Below are 14,649 nucleotides of genomic sequence, written 5' to 3'. Positions count from 1 at the left end.
TGCGATTGCAACCGGAAATAAATTTACTCATGTAGTAAATTTATTTAAGCTATTTATTAAGGTAGTTAGCTTAATTGTAGAAATGCTTATATTTAGAAACGGTTAAGATTATTAAAATATGATTAGTGTAAATGAAGCTGCAAACATTGCAGCAGAGTATATGAAAGGTTTTTTTCCAAATACTGATTTTATTCAATTGGAAGAGGTAGAAATCACAGACGATAAGTTATATTGGTTTATTACTCTGAGCTACAATGAAGAGTCTGCTATAAGAAATGTATTTCAGCTTAATACTCCCACAGTTTTAAGAAAATATAAGCAATTCAAGATTGACTCTGAATCTGGGGAAGTGCTTGCGATGAAAATCAGGGATATAAAATGAGCTTTATAAATTCATTAATTTCTATTTACAAAAATAAAGGGATTGTTATTGATGCAAATTTATGGTTATTACTTTTAGTTGGTAGTTATAATAAAAATAAGATTAGTGAATTTAAAAGAACTCAAAAATATACAGAAGAAGATTTTAAGCAGTTAAATACTTTTTTGCAAAATTTTAAGATAATTACAACACCAAATATATTAACTGAAGTTGTAAATTTAACTGAAACTCTTGATAAACAATCTGATGGAATTTTATTTTATAATTTAATTCAATTAGTCCAAATATCACATGAGATATTTTTACCTAGTGTTAATGTTATGGATAATGTATTTATGAAGTTTGGTTTAACAGATAGTGTAATTCACTCCTTGGCAGCGGAAGGGTATTTGATTCTTACAGATGATTTTCCCCTATTTGGATATCTATCCTCAAGAGGCAATGCTGTAATAAATTTTAATCATATCAGAACGGAATACATATTTAAAAAATAAAAATGTAAAGTTTCTACTTTAATTTCGGTACCAATGCAGCAGTAAAGAGTTAAGATTAATTAGATTAACATTATATAAATTTAATAAATGAAAGTTTTTATAAGTTGGTCTGGCGAAAGAAGCCGTCGAGTTGCTGAATTGCTAGATACTTGGATTCAATGTGTTATTCAAGCTGTTGACCCTTGGGTTTCTAGCCAGGACATAGATAGAGGGGCTTTATGGTTTTCTGAAATATCTAATCAGCTTGCTAATACAACGCATGGTATAATCTGTCTTACAAAAAGTAATAAAGAAAAGCCTTGGATATTATTTGAGGCAGGAGCACTGGCCAAAGGACTATCATCTTCAAGGGTTTTTACTTTTTTAATTGATTTAAATCCCGAAGATATTAAGGATCCATTAGCACAGTTTAATCATACTTTACCTACCAAAGAGAACTTATATAAATTAATTTATTCTATTAATAATTCTTTAGAGGAAAAGAGGCTTAAAGAGACAATACTAAAAAATGTTTTAAATACTTATTTGCCACAATTTGATGAGGAATTTAAAAAATTTTAGATGAGACTCCAGAAGAAACAGTAAATGAAACTCGTCCAGAAAAGGATATACTTTATGAAGTTCTCAATTCTATTCGAAACGTTGATAAGAGATTGAGACATATTGAATTAGAACAACAAATTTCTAGTGAGCCTCCAAAGGCTGTTTATACATATATTGATGATGAGGCCTTAAGCCGGATTAAAAGAGTAGATGGATCAAGAAAATCGTCACATCGAATATTCAGTTTAAAGGCATCAATAAATGATATTAATATGAGTCCAGAAGATATAGTAGCAAAATTTGAAAATACTTATACGAAAGATTTTATATTAGAAAAAATCAAGGAGATTAGAGGTTGATTTTGTACTTTGATTATACCGCAACAGCTTGTGCTTTACATATTAATATACCATAAACGCCTTGTAATACTATATTTTGGACTAATGTAACTCATGTTCGTTAATTACATAAACGTCAATATACTGCAAGTATTAGAAAATTCTATGGTTATGCTTGTGACGAAAGAAGAAGGCCATGTTTACCATTAATGAGCTACTTGTAAATATAATAGGTGTTTGAGCCAACTGAATTTTGTATGGGTGAGTATACCGATGCTCCTGACGATAATTTTTTAAATATTACTGATAAGCAACTAATAAATGAAGAAGAAGCAATAGGTGTAATTCGAGCGGAGCAGTTTATTTTAGATTTAGAAACACCTATACATTTTTCTGTTCAGTTATTGCAGGAAATCCATCGTACTGCTTTCGGCCATTTGTATGACTGGGCGGGCAAATGGCGCACTTCAACTCCTACAGTAGGTAATTATCTTCCCCCACCTCCGAACCAGATACCCAATCTGATGTATTATTTTATGGATCAACTTAATTACCAGTATAATAATACCAAAACGGATGAAGATGTGGTGGAATGCCTAGCTTATGCGCACCATCGTTTAGTTTTTATCCATCCGTTTACCAATGGAAACGGTCGTAGTTCCCGCTTATTAACGGACTTGATTGCTTTTAGCAAAGGATACCAAAATATTGAGTTGTATCAAAGAAATAAAGGAGAGGCAAGATCGCTTTACTTAGAAGCAATAAGAAAGGCAGATAAACATGATTTATCTGCCTTAAAAGATATTATTAGATCGCAGCTTATCTTACTGCAATAGCATTTCTTTCTTGATTTACCTGAGTGTACATTTGTTGGATTTTATCCATGGGTACACCTTGATTTTCTAATTGCATAGAGCCATATACCGACCTAGTTACCATTGACCGTACAAATTGCTCATCTTGCAATTGGCGATATTTTTCTCTGAGTTTCACGATTCTTATGACAATTACCTTATTTAAACATGTTTGCTATTATAAAAACATAATAATCAATGTTTTTCGTTCAGCACATATATGAATTTACATACAAATATAGTCTTCTATACTATAAGATACACACAATTTGTTTCATTATTTTATATTTTTAATACATTAAATTGTAGATCTGAATTGTGAAATTCGAATGCTGCAGGCAAAACCAATCTATTGCTACAAAGAAAATTAAGCTTAAACCAATTTGTTTGTTATGCCAGATAATCCAGAGTAATCTACTTTACCTTCTGTTTTCCAACTTGGTGCTGGATTACTAACTGGTGGTAACGTAGGTTTTTTAAATATACTGCTAAAAAGCTCTTTGCCTTTGCTGATAGTATCTATAATAGTAGTGGCACCCGATGTAACTTTATCGACTACGTTCGGCTGGCCTGGAGTGGTACCCCTACTGCCCGTTTGCGCTAAAATGTAAGCTCTCTGCGCAGCAGCTTCTGCTTGTTTTTTCTTTTGTTGGTTCTGGTAGATCAGAAAAGCGCCGGCAGCACCGGCAATAAGCAATAATTTATTGTCTTTCATAATTTTTTTTTAAGCTATTAAATTTTGTTTGTGTACTTCATAGGTCGCATCCAGATACTGCTCCAGGGCGTACCGGTTTTTTTCGCATTTAGCAATGCCCGGGGCATCTACCTGGATGACGGTTCCAGCATCGTATTCTGCCATACTGCCACCGCGAGCCGTTCCACCCGTGGTACTCTGGAAAATCACAATAAACATGGTTTTCGGGCATTCTTTGCGTAGTTTATCAAATTCCTCTTGCTTGGCATTGAGCTTACTCCAGCTATCAATGGCGATCACATCAAAATGCTGGGCGGCTTTCCGGATCGTTTCCAGGCCATCGGGTGCAATGGAGGAAATTAAAATTTTATCGCGGTTTTTAGGCGCAATATATTTATTAGTTAACCGCTCTACGACGTTAGATTCTTTCCCTATTTCCAGCGTGAAACTGGCCACGGATTTACCCACGGTAGCAAACAAATTTTTGATTTGGTAAAGCAAGGAAGTTTTACCGGCTCCTTTATCACCCCGAAGCACCACGGCATACTCAAAGTCTTCAATGCGGCCTAAAAACTTACCTAAACCCCCCGGTAAAATAAAGCTCTGGTTTGCGCTTTTAGGCGGCTGGTTAATGGGGGTAAAAATATTTAGTAGCTCGCTCGGTAATGGCTTACTCGCAGGAACTTCTACTAATGTTGGTTGGGGAGTACCCAGTAAAAAAGATTCTATTAGTTCAAATTCGATTTCCTCTTCTATATTTTTAAATACTTCCTTTTGGATAAAGCTTTGCGGCGTTTCCAAGCTACTTTCGGGCGCAGCGTTTTTTTTTTAATAGCCGGAGTACCAGCTAAAGGTTTGTTCTGGCAAGTGCAACCCAAACCAGCTAAACCGGCTAATTGCGCTTCTTCAATTTGAATGTAGCTGTCTTGCTTGGCCGCTAACCACTCTTTCAAATGGGCAAGAGCTTGATCGATTTGGCTATGGTATACCCCTTCCTTTTTAATTTTACCGGCTTTAAGGGCCGATTCCATGCCTTTAATTAGGCTCTGTACTTTAGCAATCGTAGGTTTAGTACCTTCCATTCCCACAAAACGCTTTAATAAAGTTACGGCGGGCGCAATCTTCAAATTTTGGAACTCCGCTTTAATGTCGCTGAATTTTTCAATGCCGGTAATCTCTAATTTTTCAATGGTTGAAATGTTACCTTCCGTCATTTTCTGGTACAGCTTGGCTAATTTAGAAGCCGCTTGCTTAAAAATAGTGGCATTCGGATTGATGCTTTTTACTTTTTTCTCAATGATTGCTTTTTGGAACCGGGAATGTAATAACTGTATTTTGCGGATAGTAGCCGCTTTGCCATCCAGGTTAACAAAGGCTTTTAGAAGTTGTTCAGCCGTCTGAAAATGGGCGGTAAACGTGCTCTTATCTGCTTTACTGGGCTTTTCTGCTTTTACCTTTTTCGGCTTAACAGCTTTTTGAGCCGTTTCCTTTTTAACTTTGGTTTTAGGGGTCTGTTTGGCTTTTTCGGATTCTAACCACTCGTTCAATTTAACGAAGTAGGTTGAAAACATACGGTTAATCGTATCGCTCGTAGTCATGGCCCCCCATTGGGTAAACTGCAAGGTATTTTTTTCTACGAAATCATGACTTTTGCGCAAAATGTCCGGCATGGTAGCTAGGTCAAGGCCTTTAATTTTTTCTCTGTAATTGTCGGGATTAATAATAGTAGTATAATGAGACATTGGAAGTAAAAAAAGAAGTTTTAAATAGATAGGATGGTTGGAAGTTTTAAAAATGAGGAGAAGCAGCTGATCTTATTTTAAGAGCACCGGCTGGGCTGGATTATCAATTGAACGCAAGCAATTCTAATTCCAGAATCAAGGCTTCGGCTTCTATTTCCGCTAAATTATAGTCGGAGGTAACAGCAACGTTGCCATTATCGGTCACAAAGATTTTAGCCGTTTTGGTTTCGGCTTTTAAAGGCGTTAAAACCTTGGATTCTGATCGAATAGCGCGGTCGATTTTACTAGTCTGAGAAGCTTTTATCTCTACGGAGGCCTTAAATTTCTTATCGAGCAGGGTAACCAGTTTTTCAATGTTTTCTTCCGCTACATTGGCGCGCATGCGATCACCCACTTTGTTAAACTCGTTTTCTTCTACTAAATCCAGCATATCCGGATCCAGGTAGAACATACCGCCTTTCGCTTTACTGGCCGGCACTATTATCCGGTAAGAACCCCATTGTTTTAGCAAGGAAAGCTCCAGATTGGTGTGCAACATGTTGCCACTAGTTAAGCTGACAATCTGCTTTAACACGGAGCCAATTGGCACCTGAGCGGTTTCTTTTAAATTACTCCAGCCATCGGGCATTAAAATCCCTTTTTTGGTTCCCCCGCCTTTCAAGGTATAATTCACCAATTTGCCCGGAAAGGAAGCAATACCTTGTAAAATATTACCGGTCACAATGTAGCGCGTCGTCCGGTCACTCGAAGCCGCGCGGGATATGTCGCTCCATTCCTGGTATAAGTAATCCAGTTTATTGTAGCTGGCACCCCGGATCGCTAAAATCTCGGTATTCATGCTCAAGGGAATTGCCATGTATTTCATGCTGGAAGCAATGGCAATACGCAACTTAATGTTGCTCCGGGTCCACGGATTGGTTTTTTTTCGGTCAATTGAGAAGCCAAGACATACCCCAAACGTGCGCGTTTCTTTGCTGAAGCCTTTACCGGCTAATTCCAGACCCCGACCCACGTAAAAGAAACGCAGGGCACCCACAATGTAATCCAGATCATTATTGGCCTTTTCCCGAACTTTATAAATCCGCGTTTGCGCCTCCTGCATGATTTCTTCTTGCTTGGCCGCAATAGCCTGGATGGCTTCTGTTTCATTTTGTTGTTTGAGCTTTTTCCAGCGTTTATCCTGCGCCACTTTATCCGAAAGCTTTAGTGCCGATTCCATTATTTCGGTTTCTTCCTTTAGCACCTGGGCCCCTTTAAAGCTCCGGTATTCTTTTTCTAAGCTCGATTTCAAGGCTTCTGCCGAATTAAACTCTCCTAATTGCTCCATAATCAGGTTATCCAGTTCATTGCGGGTAAAAGGTTTTTTCAAGCTGTTTACTAGGCATTTTTCTAGGATCGTATCTTCCCCAAACGCCGAGTCACCTCCTTTTCCCATAATAGCCACTTGACTAACCACCGTTTCGGCATCCAGGGGCATGGCTTCCATTTCTAAATCATACTCCCCGGTTTGCTTCAGGTACTCTACTAAGTCCAGGTAACGCTGGCCAATTTCGTCGTAGAAATCCTGCTGCATTTTGGTAGAAAGTACTGCTACCCGGCCAGAAACCATGTGCGCTAACCCTTCTCCCCCTTCCGGATTGTTGAGCATCATGTTAATAGTCGGATTATCCACTAAATAATCTTCAGCTACTTTATCGCCGTACTTATTCAAAAAATCATCGGCTACGTTCAACACCGCTTCACTTTGTTTCTGGTTACTGGCGGTATTAGCATCCAAGCTCTTGAGCTTTTTCTGTAGCATCATCATTAACCTTTTTTCGGCCGGGATAGCCGAGATAACGTAATCGTAGATCGGGTGCAAAATTTGCCCGGTTCGGTTAATTCTACCGCGTTTCTGAACTTCGGTATTAATGTCCAATTCGGCTTGTAAAATCAGCATTACCCGTTGTTTCACCTGGTCTTTCGATACTTTTTTGGTCGGTATGGCGTGCGCACTAGCTCCCGTAGAACCCGATTGATTGATCATGAGAACATCAATCTCGTTGTCGTTAAATTTCCGGAAAGCATCCGAGACGTTTTCTTTTTTACGGGTAACGACTACTCCTTCCATGGTGCGCTCATTGATCTGCACTTCCATTTTACGACCGGTAATTTCGGCTACGGAGTACCCGGCTTTTTTCAGGCGGTTAGCAATAATATCAATGGGAGAAATAGAAATACCGGCGACACACGCATCAATTTTAGCCATGATTTCGCGGTACCGGTACTGGGCATCCTGGCTTAAATCCGCTACGGCAAATTTTTCCTTTTTCTTTTCCCCGTTGGGTTCGGTAACGGTGTACTTCATGACGCCTTCTAAACCTCTCCGCAACACTTCCGAGAAGTCCGCCTGGATTTTAGAGCCATTGCTTACGGGCATGCCGCTCGCATCTTCCATTTGCTCCACAAAACTTCCCATCGTGGAAGCAAAAGCAATAATGGGCTTCTTGCCTTCTTTGAGGCGAGCAATGGCCCGTTCGGCCACATCCACGGCTTTAATACTAAAGAGCAGTTGATTGATTACCTGGAACACTTTAGAAAAGTAAGGCGAGTTATTAACCCCACCTTGCTCGGTACCTTTGGTCATACCGGCTTCTTTGCCACTCTTGGCCATGGCTTTATCCATGGATTCAATTTCGGGACTAACAAACTCGGTTTGGAAACGAATAATATCTCGTACGATAGCCGTGATGTTATCGGCAATGGCTCTGTGCTCTTGCTCTTTATCGTGCAATGTAATGTAGTTTACTTCTACCCCTTCGTAAGAACGCTCTCGCCGGATCATTTGCCCTTCGGCAACTAGTTGAGAAGCCAAAACTTCCTGTAACGCCACCCCACCCCTGGTTATGGCTTCTACCAAACTCTCACTCGTAAGATTGGTTTCACTCATCGCCGTTTTACGGGCGTAAACTGGCATATTATCCGGTCTTTTGGCGAACGTAGCGCTTAAGAAAACGACACCTTTGGCTTGGCCCACGACCTCTTGCAAGAAAATTCCGGTATTGGATTCGCCCGAGCTGTTGTGCGATTCATCCATTACCACGATGGAGCCTTGCGCCATGGCTTTAATGAAGTACGGCTTATCCGGCCGCTTTTCGGCAGAGTTTAACTGACTATAGGTCGTACAAATAAAGTCATAAGCCGCCGGTAATTCCCGGCTTCTAAATACGGCTTTTTGCTCGGCTTCCGGTAAGGCCGCGTGAATCACGGTACCGTCAGCATCTTTAATACTGGTTTTATCTTCCCTGCCATTGACAATAAAAGGTTTGAAACTACTGGCGCCAATGGCTACTAAATCACGATACAGGTCAGAAAACAAGTTTGGCTTTTCGGTAATAAAAACGGGTTTTAAGCCTTGTACTACCCCGTAGCGAATAATAGAAGCCGCTACCCGGCCTTTTCCGATACCGGTTTGATCGCCCACAATGATCGCCTGCTCTTTGGCTTCGATGTTGTAGATACCCAAGGCCACGGCATCAATTTGTTCGGCACTTAGGGCGGTGTATAACTCTTGGCGAGTTTTGTAGCCTAAGCGGTCTTGTACAAAAACGTCCAAGTCTCCCCCAACGGCTTCTTTCACCTGGGCCAGCGCGTGGAAGGTTTCGGTGGCCATACTGTCGGGTACTTCGGTTTTCAGACCGGTGCCTTTACTGGTCGGGATGTAGGGCATCCCTAAACCATCGAATTGTAATAGTTCTAATTCTAAAAGCAAGGCTTCGGCTTCTAGGTTTTGCTTTTTCATAAAATCATAATTTTGGCGGGTGGAATGGATTACTGCATCCGGTAAAATGCGGCCCGGTTGTTTTACTTGGGTTTGGTCAAAATATTGCGCAACTCGGCTGTAAAGCTGCTCCCAGGTATGCACTACCACATCTTTGTCCTGGCGCAGGGGAGCTACCCCTTCCGGTGTTTTCTTGCGGCCATCGATCAAGATTAACCGCACGTTAAAGCCGGTTCCTTGCTTAGCGTAAAGCTTTTTGGAGTTGATATTGATGACATCCAGCACGTGGTAACGGTGGCATAAATAGTTAAAAAAGCTGCGGTTCATCCCGGCTTGGATTCTACCGTGCTCATCGTACTCGGTATGGCCGCCAATGATGCAAGCCGCTTTGCCGTGGTCTTTTAGATATTCCAGGGCATTGAGTACCATTTGGTGTTCTAAAAGCTTAATATCCGTATCCGCCCAACGGACCGTACCAGCGCGGCCAAAAGGAGGATTGGTAATAACAGCATCGAACGATTTTTTTTCTAGATCTATAAAAGGTTGGCTGGCATCTTGCTTGAGTTGTTGGCCAAATTTCTGATAGGCTAAATTGGCACTTCTTACTTCATCAATTTCATTCACCGTTGTGTCCTGGTCATGCCCGGAGGCAATGGTGAGCAAGCCGTTACCCGCGGAAGGTTCCAGTAACTTAATTCCGTAACCGAGTTTGTCAATCCCACAAAAAGCCCCGGCTAAATAAGCCAGGGGCACCGGTGTAGAATACTGTTGCAGCATTACGCTTTGGCTGGTTCTATGCGATAAATTGGCCTGCAGCTCGTAGAGCTCCACCATCTTGTTGAATTTGCCGAGCTTGTCCCAATACGAACCGTGGTTCCGGAGCAGCTTTTTGGCTTGGGTGCAGATGGCTAATTCCGTTAATTCCTTCACTAAATTTTGGTCGGTAATGCCGAAGGTAGCCGCTTGTTTTTCCAGGCTTACTTTGTGGTGATTGTGTTTCAACGCTAATTCATTTACTACCCATTTTACCATTTGGGGAGCATTTTTCATTTGGTCGTAATCTAAATGCTTCATTATAATTCCGAATAAAAAAGGGCAACAATGCGGTTTATGCTGCCTGTTGCCCCTTTTTGATTTATATAAGCCGTGCCTTTTTTAGGTGAACAGTGTGTTTTTTTAGAAGCTGTATTTATCGTTGTCGTGGTGGTTGTACCAGGTAAGCCAGTACTTGTAGCCCGACAAAAGCAGCAGGGTAGCGAGTATGATTAGGATAGCTTGCTTAAAAGCCGGTAGAACGTTTCTAGTTATCCAATTTTGATCGCCCGCATGTTCCCGGGCACAGGGTAGGGTAATGGGTTCGGGTATAATGGGAGTAAATGTTGCTTGATTGGTAGCTTGAGCCGAATCGCATTTACATTTAATTTCTAAGCTTTTATCCGCTCTTAATTGAACCGTTCCGGTAACGCGTTGCTGGCCGGCCGATTGAAAGGTAGTTACAGAATCCACTCTAAGCCGGTCTACGGGAATTACCAAAACGGCCGAATCTTTCGGCACGGTAGCGGTAACGCTTACTTTGGTGCTGATAGCAGTGGGTGGTGCCGGAGTAGTAGGTTTACTGGTTTTACAGGCCCCCAGCAGCACCAGCAGGATAACAGCGGTGTATTTTCCTAGGATTTTGCGCAAGATGCCGGATACTTTATCGGGCATTAGAATTAAAGCAATACCCAAGATAAATGGCACTAAGGCATCGGTCCAGGTAATATTGTCTTGCCAGAAAACGGAGCAGATGGCACTAGCCCAACAAACAATACCTAGCAAAGTTGTAATTAGGCCATTTTTGAAATTTTTGATACTTAACATGTGGGGTTGGTAAGAGATTTTAGACGGATTTGGGAGCGGTTAAAGCTTTCGAAAGGAAGTAAGTCGCGGTAGAACCTAGCGCAAGGAGATAGAGGAACTCTTTTTTTTTTGAATCAGATCGGGAAACTCGTTTATCCGGTTCAGCCAACCAGGTAGGTTGACGGCTTGACTCGGATTTTCTGCTACTTTTTGGCGGTGGAATAATTCCCGACCTTGTTTATAAGCTTGGTGTAAGAGCGTAGGTGATACTTGGTTAATCGCCAAAATGGTGTTCGGCCCGATTTGGTTATCTTCTAACAACTTTTTGCCAAACTTTTGATTTAAGGTGCGTTGCATCACTAACACCGCTGAACCGGATAGTACATTGAAATCGAAAAAGATGTCCGCAATAGCTTGGCTTTTAATTTCTGAGCCTGCAATATTTTTCCAATACCGGGTATAGAAGTTCGCAATTAATACTTCCAGTTCGGCACTATTAACTTTTTGATGGCGCTTCAGGGGTTTGGTGGCATCGATAATTTTCCAGCCAGCGAAAGTAGGATTCCATTTGCGGGAGATACCAGCGTACGTTTCTCCGCCTAAGTCGGAGCTTACGTTAGAATAGTATCCTTCTTTTTTACGCATTAAAGCGTAGGATATTTGGTAATTAGCCATGGTAAGAGTTAGGATTTAAGGAAGAAGTCTTTAATAGTAGCCTGTTGGGCAGCACTAAGCGGAATAGCTGGAGAGGACTTTAATAAGGCTTGAGCCTGGGTGCCGTACATGGTTTTAATTTCCGAAGTAGCTATCCAAAAATTAACCTGTAAATTGCCGATGCTATGGAATATTTCGCTCATTCCTTGTCCGTTTCTACCGGTCAGAATACCCACGTACTGGCCATTACTTAAGCCCAGAATTTTACTTACCCCGTTACCGGTAAAAACATTATAGGTCGCTTGGATGCCCCGGTAAATACTTTCGCCGTTCAGGGAATCAACAAAGGCATACACTAAGGATTGGGAAGCCGGGAATACCGTGTTTTTGGTAATTAAAGGATTACTGGGAACGGGTGTAGTTTGTCCGGGCTTTACCACTTGGCTAATGCCAGTATAAGGATCTGGTTTAGGAGCGGGTGTTGGATTTGGCTTCGGAGTAGGATTAGGGGCTGGTACCGGATTGGGAGTTGGCACTGGAGCCGTATCATTTTTAAGTTTGGGAGCCGCCCCGGCTGAATTGGTCAGGAAAGCCAGGAGTGTACCTGCTCCTAAGGCACCCATCAGTAATTGCTTATTGGAAAAGCTTTTTTTAGCAGTAGTTTTTTTTGCCATCAGGAAATTTTAAAAAGAAGGGTTTTGTGAATCTGCAGCATCACTAGATGTGGCGTTAGTGGATCTGCAAAGTGAAAAGCTAGGGCTACGCCAGAATTGGTGTTAGGATTTTTGGTATTAACTTCTGATAGGAGAAAGGCGAGTAGCCAGACTGTCTACGTACCGAATTTGGCCGTTATACTGGAATCCCTGGTAGTGGGTACCGTTCGGTAAAATCATGGTTTCCAGATGAGCACCCAGTTTTACGCCAGCTGAAACGGACTGTATGGTCTTTAATTCCCCATTAAGCACCATGGTAGGCTTGGCGCTGATAATGACGTGGTCAATTACCGGAATGCCCCCTAGGCCCGTGGTAAGTAAGGTGTTGAATTTGATCATTTCTTCTGAATCTAGTTCAGATTGTAAATGCTCCAATAAATCCCGTTGGTATAAACCTTTGTAGGCCTTATTAACATCGGCAAAGCTCACCTTATGGCGGTGCATTTCACTAGCTGTGGCGTAAATAACATCGGTATTGGTACCATCCCCAAACCAGTCCGAAATCCAGCCGGCAGAGCGAATCATGGCATTAAAAAATTGGGTAGCGTAGGCTGCCGCCAAACCATGTATGGTAGACTGCCCCATATCTGCAATGACGGCGTTCTTTTTAACGCCTACTAAGAATTTTTTTAGTAACAGGTAAGCCGCCCCGGCGACTGCCACAAAGAAGCCCGCATTAAAAAGAGTCGGTAAAAAGCCGGTAACTTTAGAAAGTCCGGTACCAATAATCAGGCCTGTACCCGTACCGGATAAGCCTTGCTGGGTACGAACCAGGCCAGTTTGCGTCGGTTTTCTCATGCTTTAGAGAATGTGAGAAATGAGAAAACTAGATTAGGTGGGAAAATTGCGCAATTAGCGCATTTACGTTCGGTTTACCGGCTTTAGCAGCCAGGATCGTTAGGCTTTCCACCGTCAGATGCTTGAGAATTGTCGTTACGGCATTCATTTTCTTGTTGGCTTCGGCTGCGTTTTTAGCGGTTACCGAGAAGGCGTTTAATTTAAATTCAGGCATGGTTTAGTTATTTAATAATTGAATGGTTAAATCAAGGTTTTGCGGGTTTTTAGCCAATTTCAAGAACACGGCAAAGAACTTGGCCGCTATTTCTTCCGGAGCAGATTCGAGGTATTTCGTGATTTCAGCAATAATTTGCTGCTGGTTGGCGGAGAGGTTGTTGGAATCAGTAAAGTAATTTTGTTGGGGTTCCGCCGCAGTAGCTTGGTTCGGCAGGGCCATCCCTAATTGCGGCATGGGTTTACCCGAGAACATGGCCACCATATTCATCATACCCATTAAGAGCTGGGGGTTTTCTGTTACGCGGTCTACTAAGCCATTTAAGCCTTTTGAGCTCTCAATTTCCGATTTGTAGTTATCTAATTCGTGCTCTTTCTTTAAAAATTTTAATTCTTTTTCCTTTTCCCAGGCGGCATCTTTGGCTTTTTGTAAATCAGCTTTTAAGATTTTTATTTCGTCTTTTTGATCTTTGATCAGTTCGTCTTTTTCGCGCAAACGATCATTTTTTTCGGTAATGATGTAGTTTGCCAAAGTAGATGCACCGGGATTAGCTGATTGCCGTGGTTGTCGTGGTTGGTTTCTAGTGGGTTGATTTTGGGCAAAATGAGCGCCGGAGATGGTACCTAGAAAAGAATCTTCTTCTGAGTCGTTTGGGTAATAATGGTTCATGGTAGGATTAGAGAAATCAGGCTGGGCAGAATCGGTAGAATCAGAATGGAAATCTGGCTCGGAAATGCGTTTAAAAGAGGTGCCGTTGGCTTTGTAAATGGATAATTCTAAGGGATGGGGATACTGGGTTTGCAGCTTTTCAACTATTGCTAGTAGATCATCATTAAGAGGGGCTTTTTTAAGTACTTTGGTTACTTTTTGAGTAGTAGGATTTGTAAAAACAACATCTACAAAGTGCGGAAAAGGAGATTTGATAAACTTAATTAAAGAATCCATTTCAAGGAGAAATATTTGATGCTAGAAAGAAGCAGCACCGGTTTAGAGATAGGCAAACGGAAATAATAATTTGCTAGTAGGTTTTCCAGGAAAGAATACCGTAACTGGCAATCATTCACAAAAATACTTAAGGGTTGGTAAGTATTTATATGTTTAGATCCCTTTTAATCAAAAAAAGTACCATTAGGTTAATATTGCAATAGAAAACTTGTTTTGTTGCAACAGAAAAGCAACAAAATAGGCATTGTAGCAACAGAAAAGCAACATTTTTGAATTCGCAGCAACAGAAAAGCAACAAAAAGGCAACAGGCGAGCAACAAAAAAAAGCCCGGTGTAACAAAATTGTTCCTGTTGCGCCTGGCTTTAATTACACGTATTCGAAGTGCTTCGTCGTACTTTTTTCCCAAGCCAGTGCGCCAGCAGTATCGAAATAACTAAACTTGGTTTTACGACAGCAAACGCGGCCTTCTTCTAAACACAGAATACGTTCTTCCCTTACCGCTAACTCGGTCAAAGCTTCATCTAGGAAATAATCCATTCGGACAATCTGATTAGCCGCCTCGCGGTATTCTTTGGTAATTAAAGGTAAACCTTGCAAAAACACGGTTTCTACTTCCGTGGCGTTGTTCGCGCCGGTTAATCGAAAATTAGAGGAGTGATAATGAATAACTGCTTCCAT

The 14,649-nt window shown here is 41.3% G+C and carries 16 protein-coding genes; 5 read left to right on the top strand and 11 right to left on the bottom strand.

Annotation, left to right across the window (positions count from 1 at the left end):
• Positions 1-118 precede the first annotated feature (118 nt).
• From AHMF7616_RS17995 to AHMF7616_RS17980, 5 genes are all read left to right on the top strand, one after another.
• Positions 119-382 carry a hypothetical protein gene (locus AHMF7616_RS17995; protein WP_115374148.1) on the top strand — a complete coding sequence of 88 codons (264 nt, stop codon included), beginning with the start codon at positions 119-121 and terminating at the stop codon, positions 380-382.
• The gene (locus tag AHMF7616_RS17990) at positions 379-876 is read left to right on the top strand and encodes a PIN domain-containing protein (RefSeq protein ID WP_115374147.1); all 498 of its coding nucleotides are present in this window, start codon (positions 379-381) and stop codon (positions 874-876) included. The genes AHMF7616_RS17995 and AHMF7616_RS17990 overlap by 4 nt, the downstream gene beginning before the upstream one ends.
• Before the next feature lie 87 nt (positions 877-963).
• Positions 964-1,437, top strand: coding sequence for a TIR domain-containing protein (locus AHMF7616_RS26780; protein WP_199474272.1), 474 nt, complete (start codon positions 964-966; stop codon positions 1,435-1,437).
• A gap of 92 nt (positions 1,438-1,529) precedes the next feature.
• Entirely contained in the window at positions 1,530-1,778 is a 249-nt protein-coding gene (locus AHMF7616_RS26775; protein ID WP_199474271.1) for a hypothetical protein, read from the top strand.
• A gap of 236 nt (positions 1,779-2,014) precedes the next feature.
• The gene (locus AHMF7616_RS17980; RefSeq protein WP_115374146.1) at positions 2,015-2,593 is read left to right on the top strand and encodes a Fic/DOC family protein; all 579 of its coding nucleotides are present in this window, start codon (positions 2,015-2,017) and stop codon (positions 2,591-2,593) included.
• A 391-nt stretch (positions 2,594-2,984) separates the two neighbouring features.
• Here the strand turns inward: AHMF7616_RS17980 and AHMF7616_RS17975 are convergent, their stop codons facing one another.
• The 11 genes from AHMF7616_RS17975 to AHMF7616_RS17925 all read right to left on the bottom strand — a co-directional run bounded on the left by AHMF7616_RS17975 (position 2,985) and on the right by AHMF7616_RS17925 (position 14,649).
• On the bottom strand, positions 2,985-3,326 hold the full coding sequence (locus AHMF7616_RS17975) for a hypothetical protein (protein WP_115374145.1): 342 nt from the start codon (positions 3,324-3,326) through the stop codon (positions 2,985-2,987).
• Between the two features lie 9 nt (positions 3,327-3,335).
• Entirely contained in the window at positions 3,336-4,106 is a 771-nt protein-coding gene (locus AHMF7616_RS17970; protein WP_115374144.1) for a hypothetical protein, read from the bottom strand.
• On the bottom strand, positions 4,058-5,047 hold the full coding sequence (locus AHMF7616_RS17965) for a hypothetical protein (protein ID WP_115374143.1): 990 nt from the start codon (positions 5,045-5,047) through the stop codon (positions 4,058-4,060). The genes AHMF7616_RS17970 and AHMF7616_RS17965 overlap by 49 nt, the downstream gene beginning before the upstream one ends.
• A 103-nt stretch (positions 5,048-5,150) precedes the next feature.
• Positions 5,151-9,881, bottom strand: coding sequence for a strawberry notch-like NTP hydrolase domain-containing protein (locus tag AHMF7616_RS17960; RefSeq protein WP_115374142.1), 4,731 nt, complete (start codon positions 9,879-9,881; stop codon positions 5,151-5,153).
• 102 nt (positions 9,882-9,983) lie between these two features.
• A complete protein-coding gene (locus tag AHMF7616_RS17955; RefSeq protein WP_115374141.1) occupies positions 9,984-10,667 on the bottom strand; it encodes a hypothetical protein in 684 nt (227 codons plus the stop codon).
• Positions 10,668-10,742: 75 nt separating this feature from the next.
• Positions 10,743-11,321 (bottom strand): glycosyl hydrolase 108 family protein, encoded by a 579-nt coding sequence (locus AHMF7616_RS17950; protein WP_115374140.1) that lies wholly within the window; start codon positions 11,319-11,321, stop codon positions 10,743-10,745.
• A gap of 8 nt (positions 11,322-11,329) precedes the next feature.
• Positions 11,330-11,974 (bottom strand): hypothetical protein, encoded by a 645-nt coding sequence (locus AHMF7616_RS17945; protein ID WP_115374139.1) that lies wholly within the window; start codon positions 11,972-11,974, stop codon positions 11,330-11,332.
• Positions 11,975-12,091: 117 nt separating this feature from the next.
• On the bottom strand, positions 12,092-12,811 hold the full coding sequence (locus tag AHMF7616_RS17940; RefSeq protein WP_115374138.1) for a hypothetical protein: 720 nt from the start codon (positions 12,809-12,811) through the stop codon (positions 12,092-12,094).
• A 28-nt stretch (positions 12,812-12,839) separates the two neighbouring features.
• Complete coding sequence (locus AHMF7616_RS17935; RefSeq protein ID WP_115374137.1) at positions 12,840-13,025, bottom strand: hypothetical protein; 186 nt, start codon at positions 13,023-13,025, stop codon at positions 12,840-12,842.
• Positions 13,026-13,028: 3 nt separating this feature from the next.
• Positions 13,029-13,970, bottom strand: a complete 942-nt coding sequence (locus tag AHMF7616_RS17930) for a hypothetical protein (RefSeq protein WP_115374136.1) — start codon at positions 13,968-13,970, stop codon at positions 13,029-13,031.
• Between the two features lie 367 nt (positions 13,971-14,337).
• A complete protein-coding gene (locus tag AHMF7616_RS17925; RefSeq protein ID WP_115374135.1) occupies positions 14,338-14,649 on the bottom strand; it encodes a hypothetical protein in 312 nt (103 codons plus the stop codon).

It is taken from the genome of Adhaeribacter pallidiroseus (genome assembly GCF_003340495.1).
In the GTDB taxonomy this organism is placed as follows: domain Bacteria; phylum Bacteroidota; class Bacteroidia; order Cytophagales; family Hymenobacteraceae; genus Adhaeribacter; species Adhaeribacter pallidiroseus.
The sequence above is the reverse complement of the archived record's forward strand: the minus strand, read 5'-3'. Positions and strand labels throughout refer to the sequence as shown.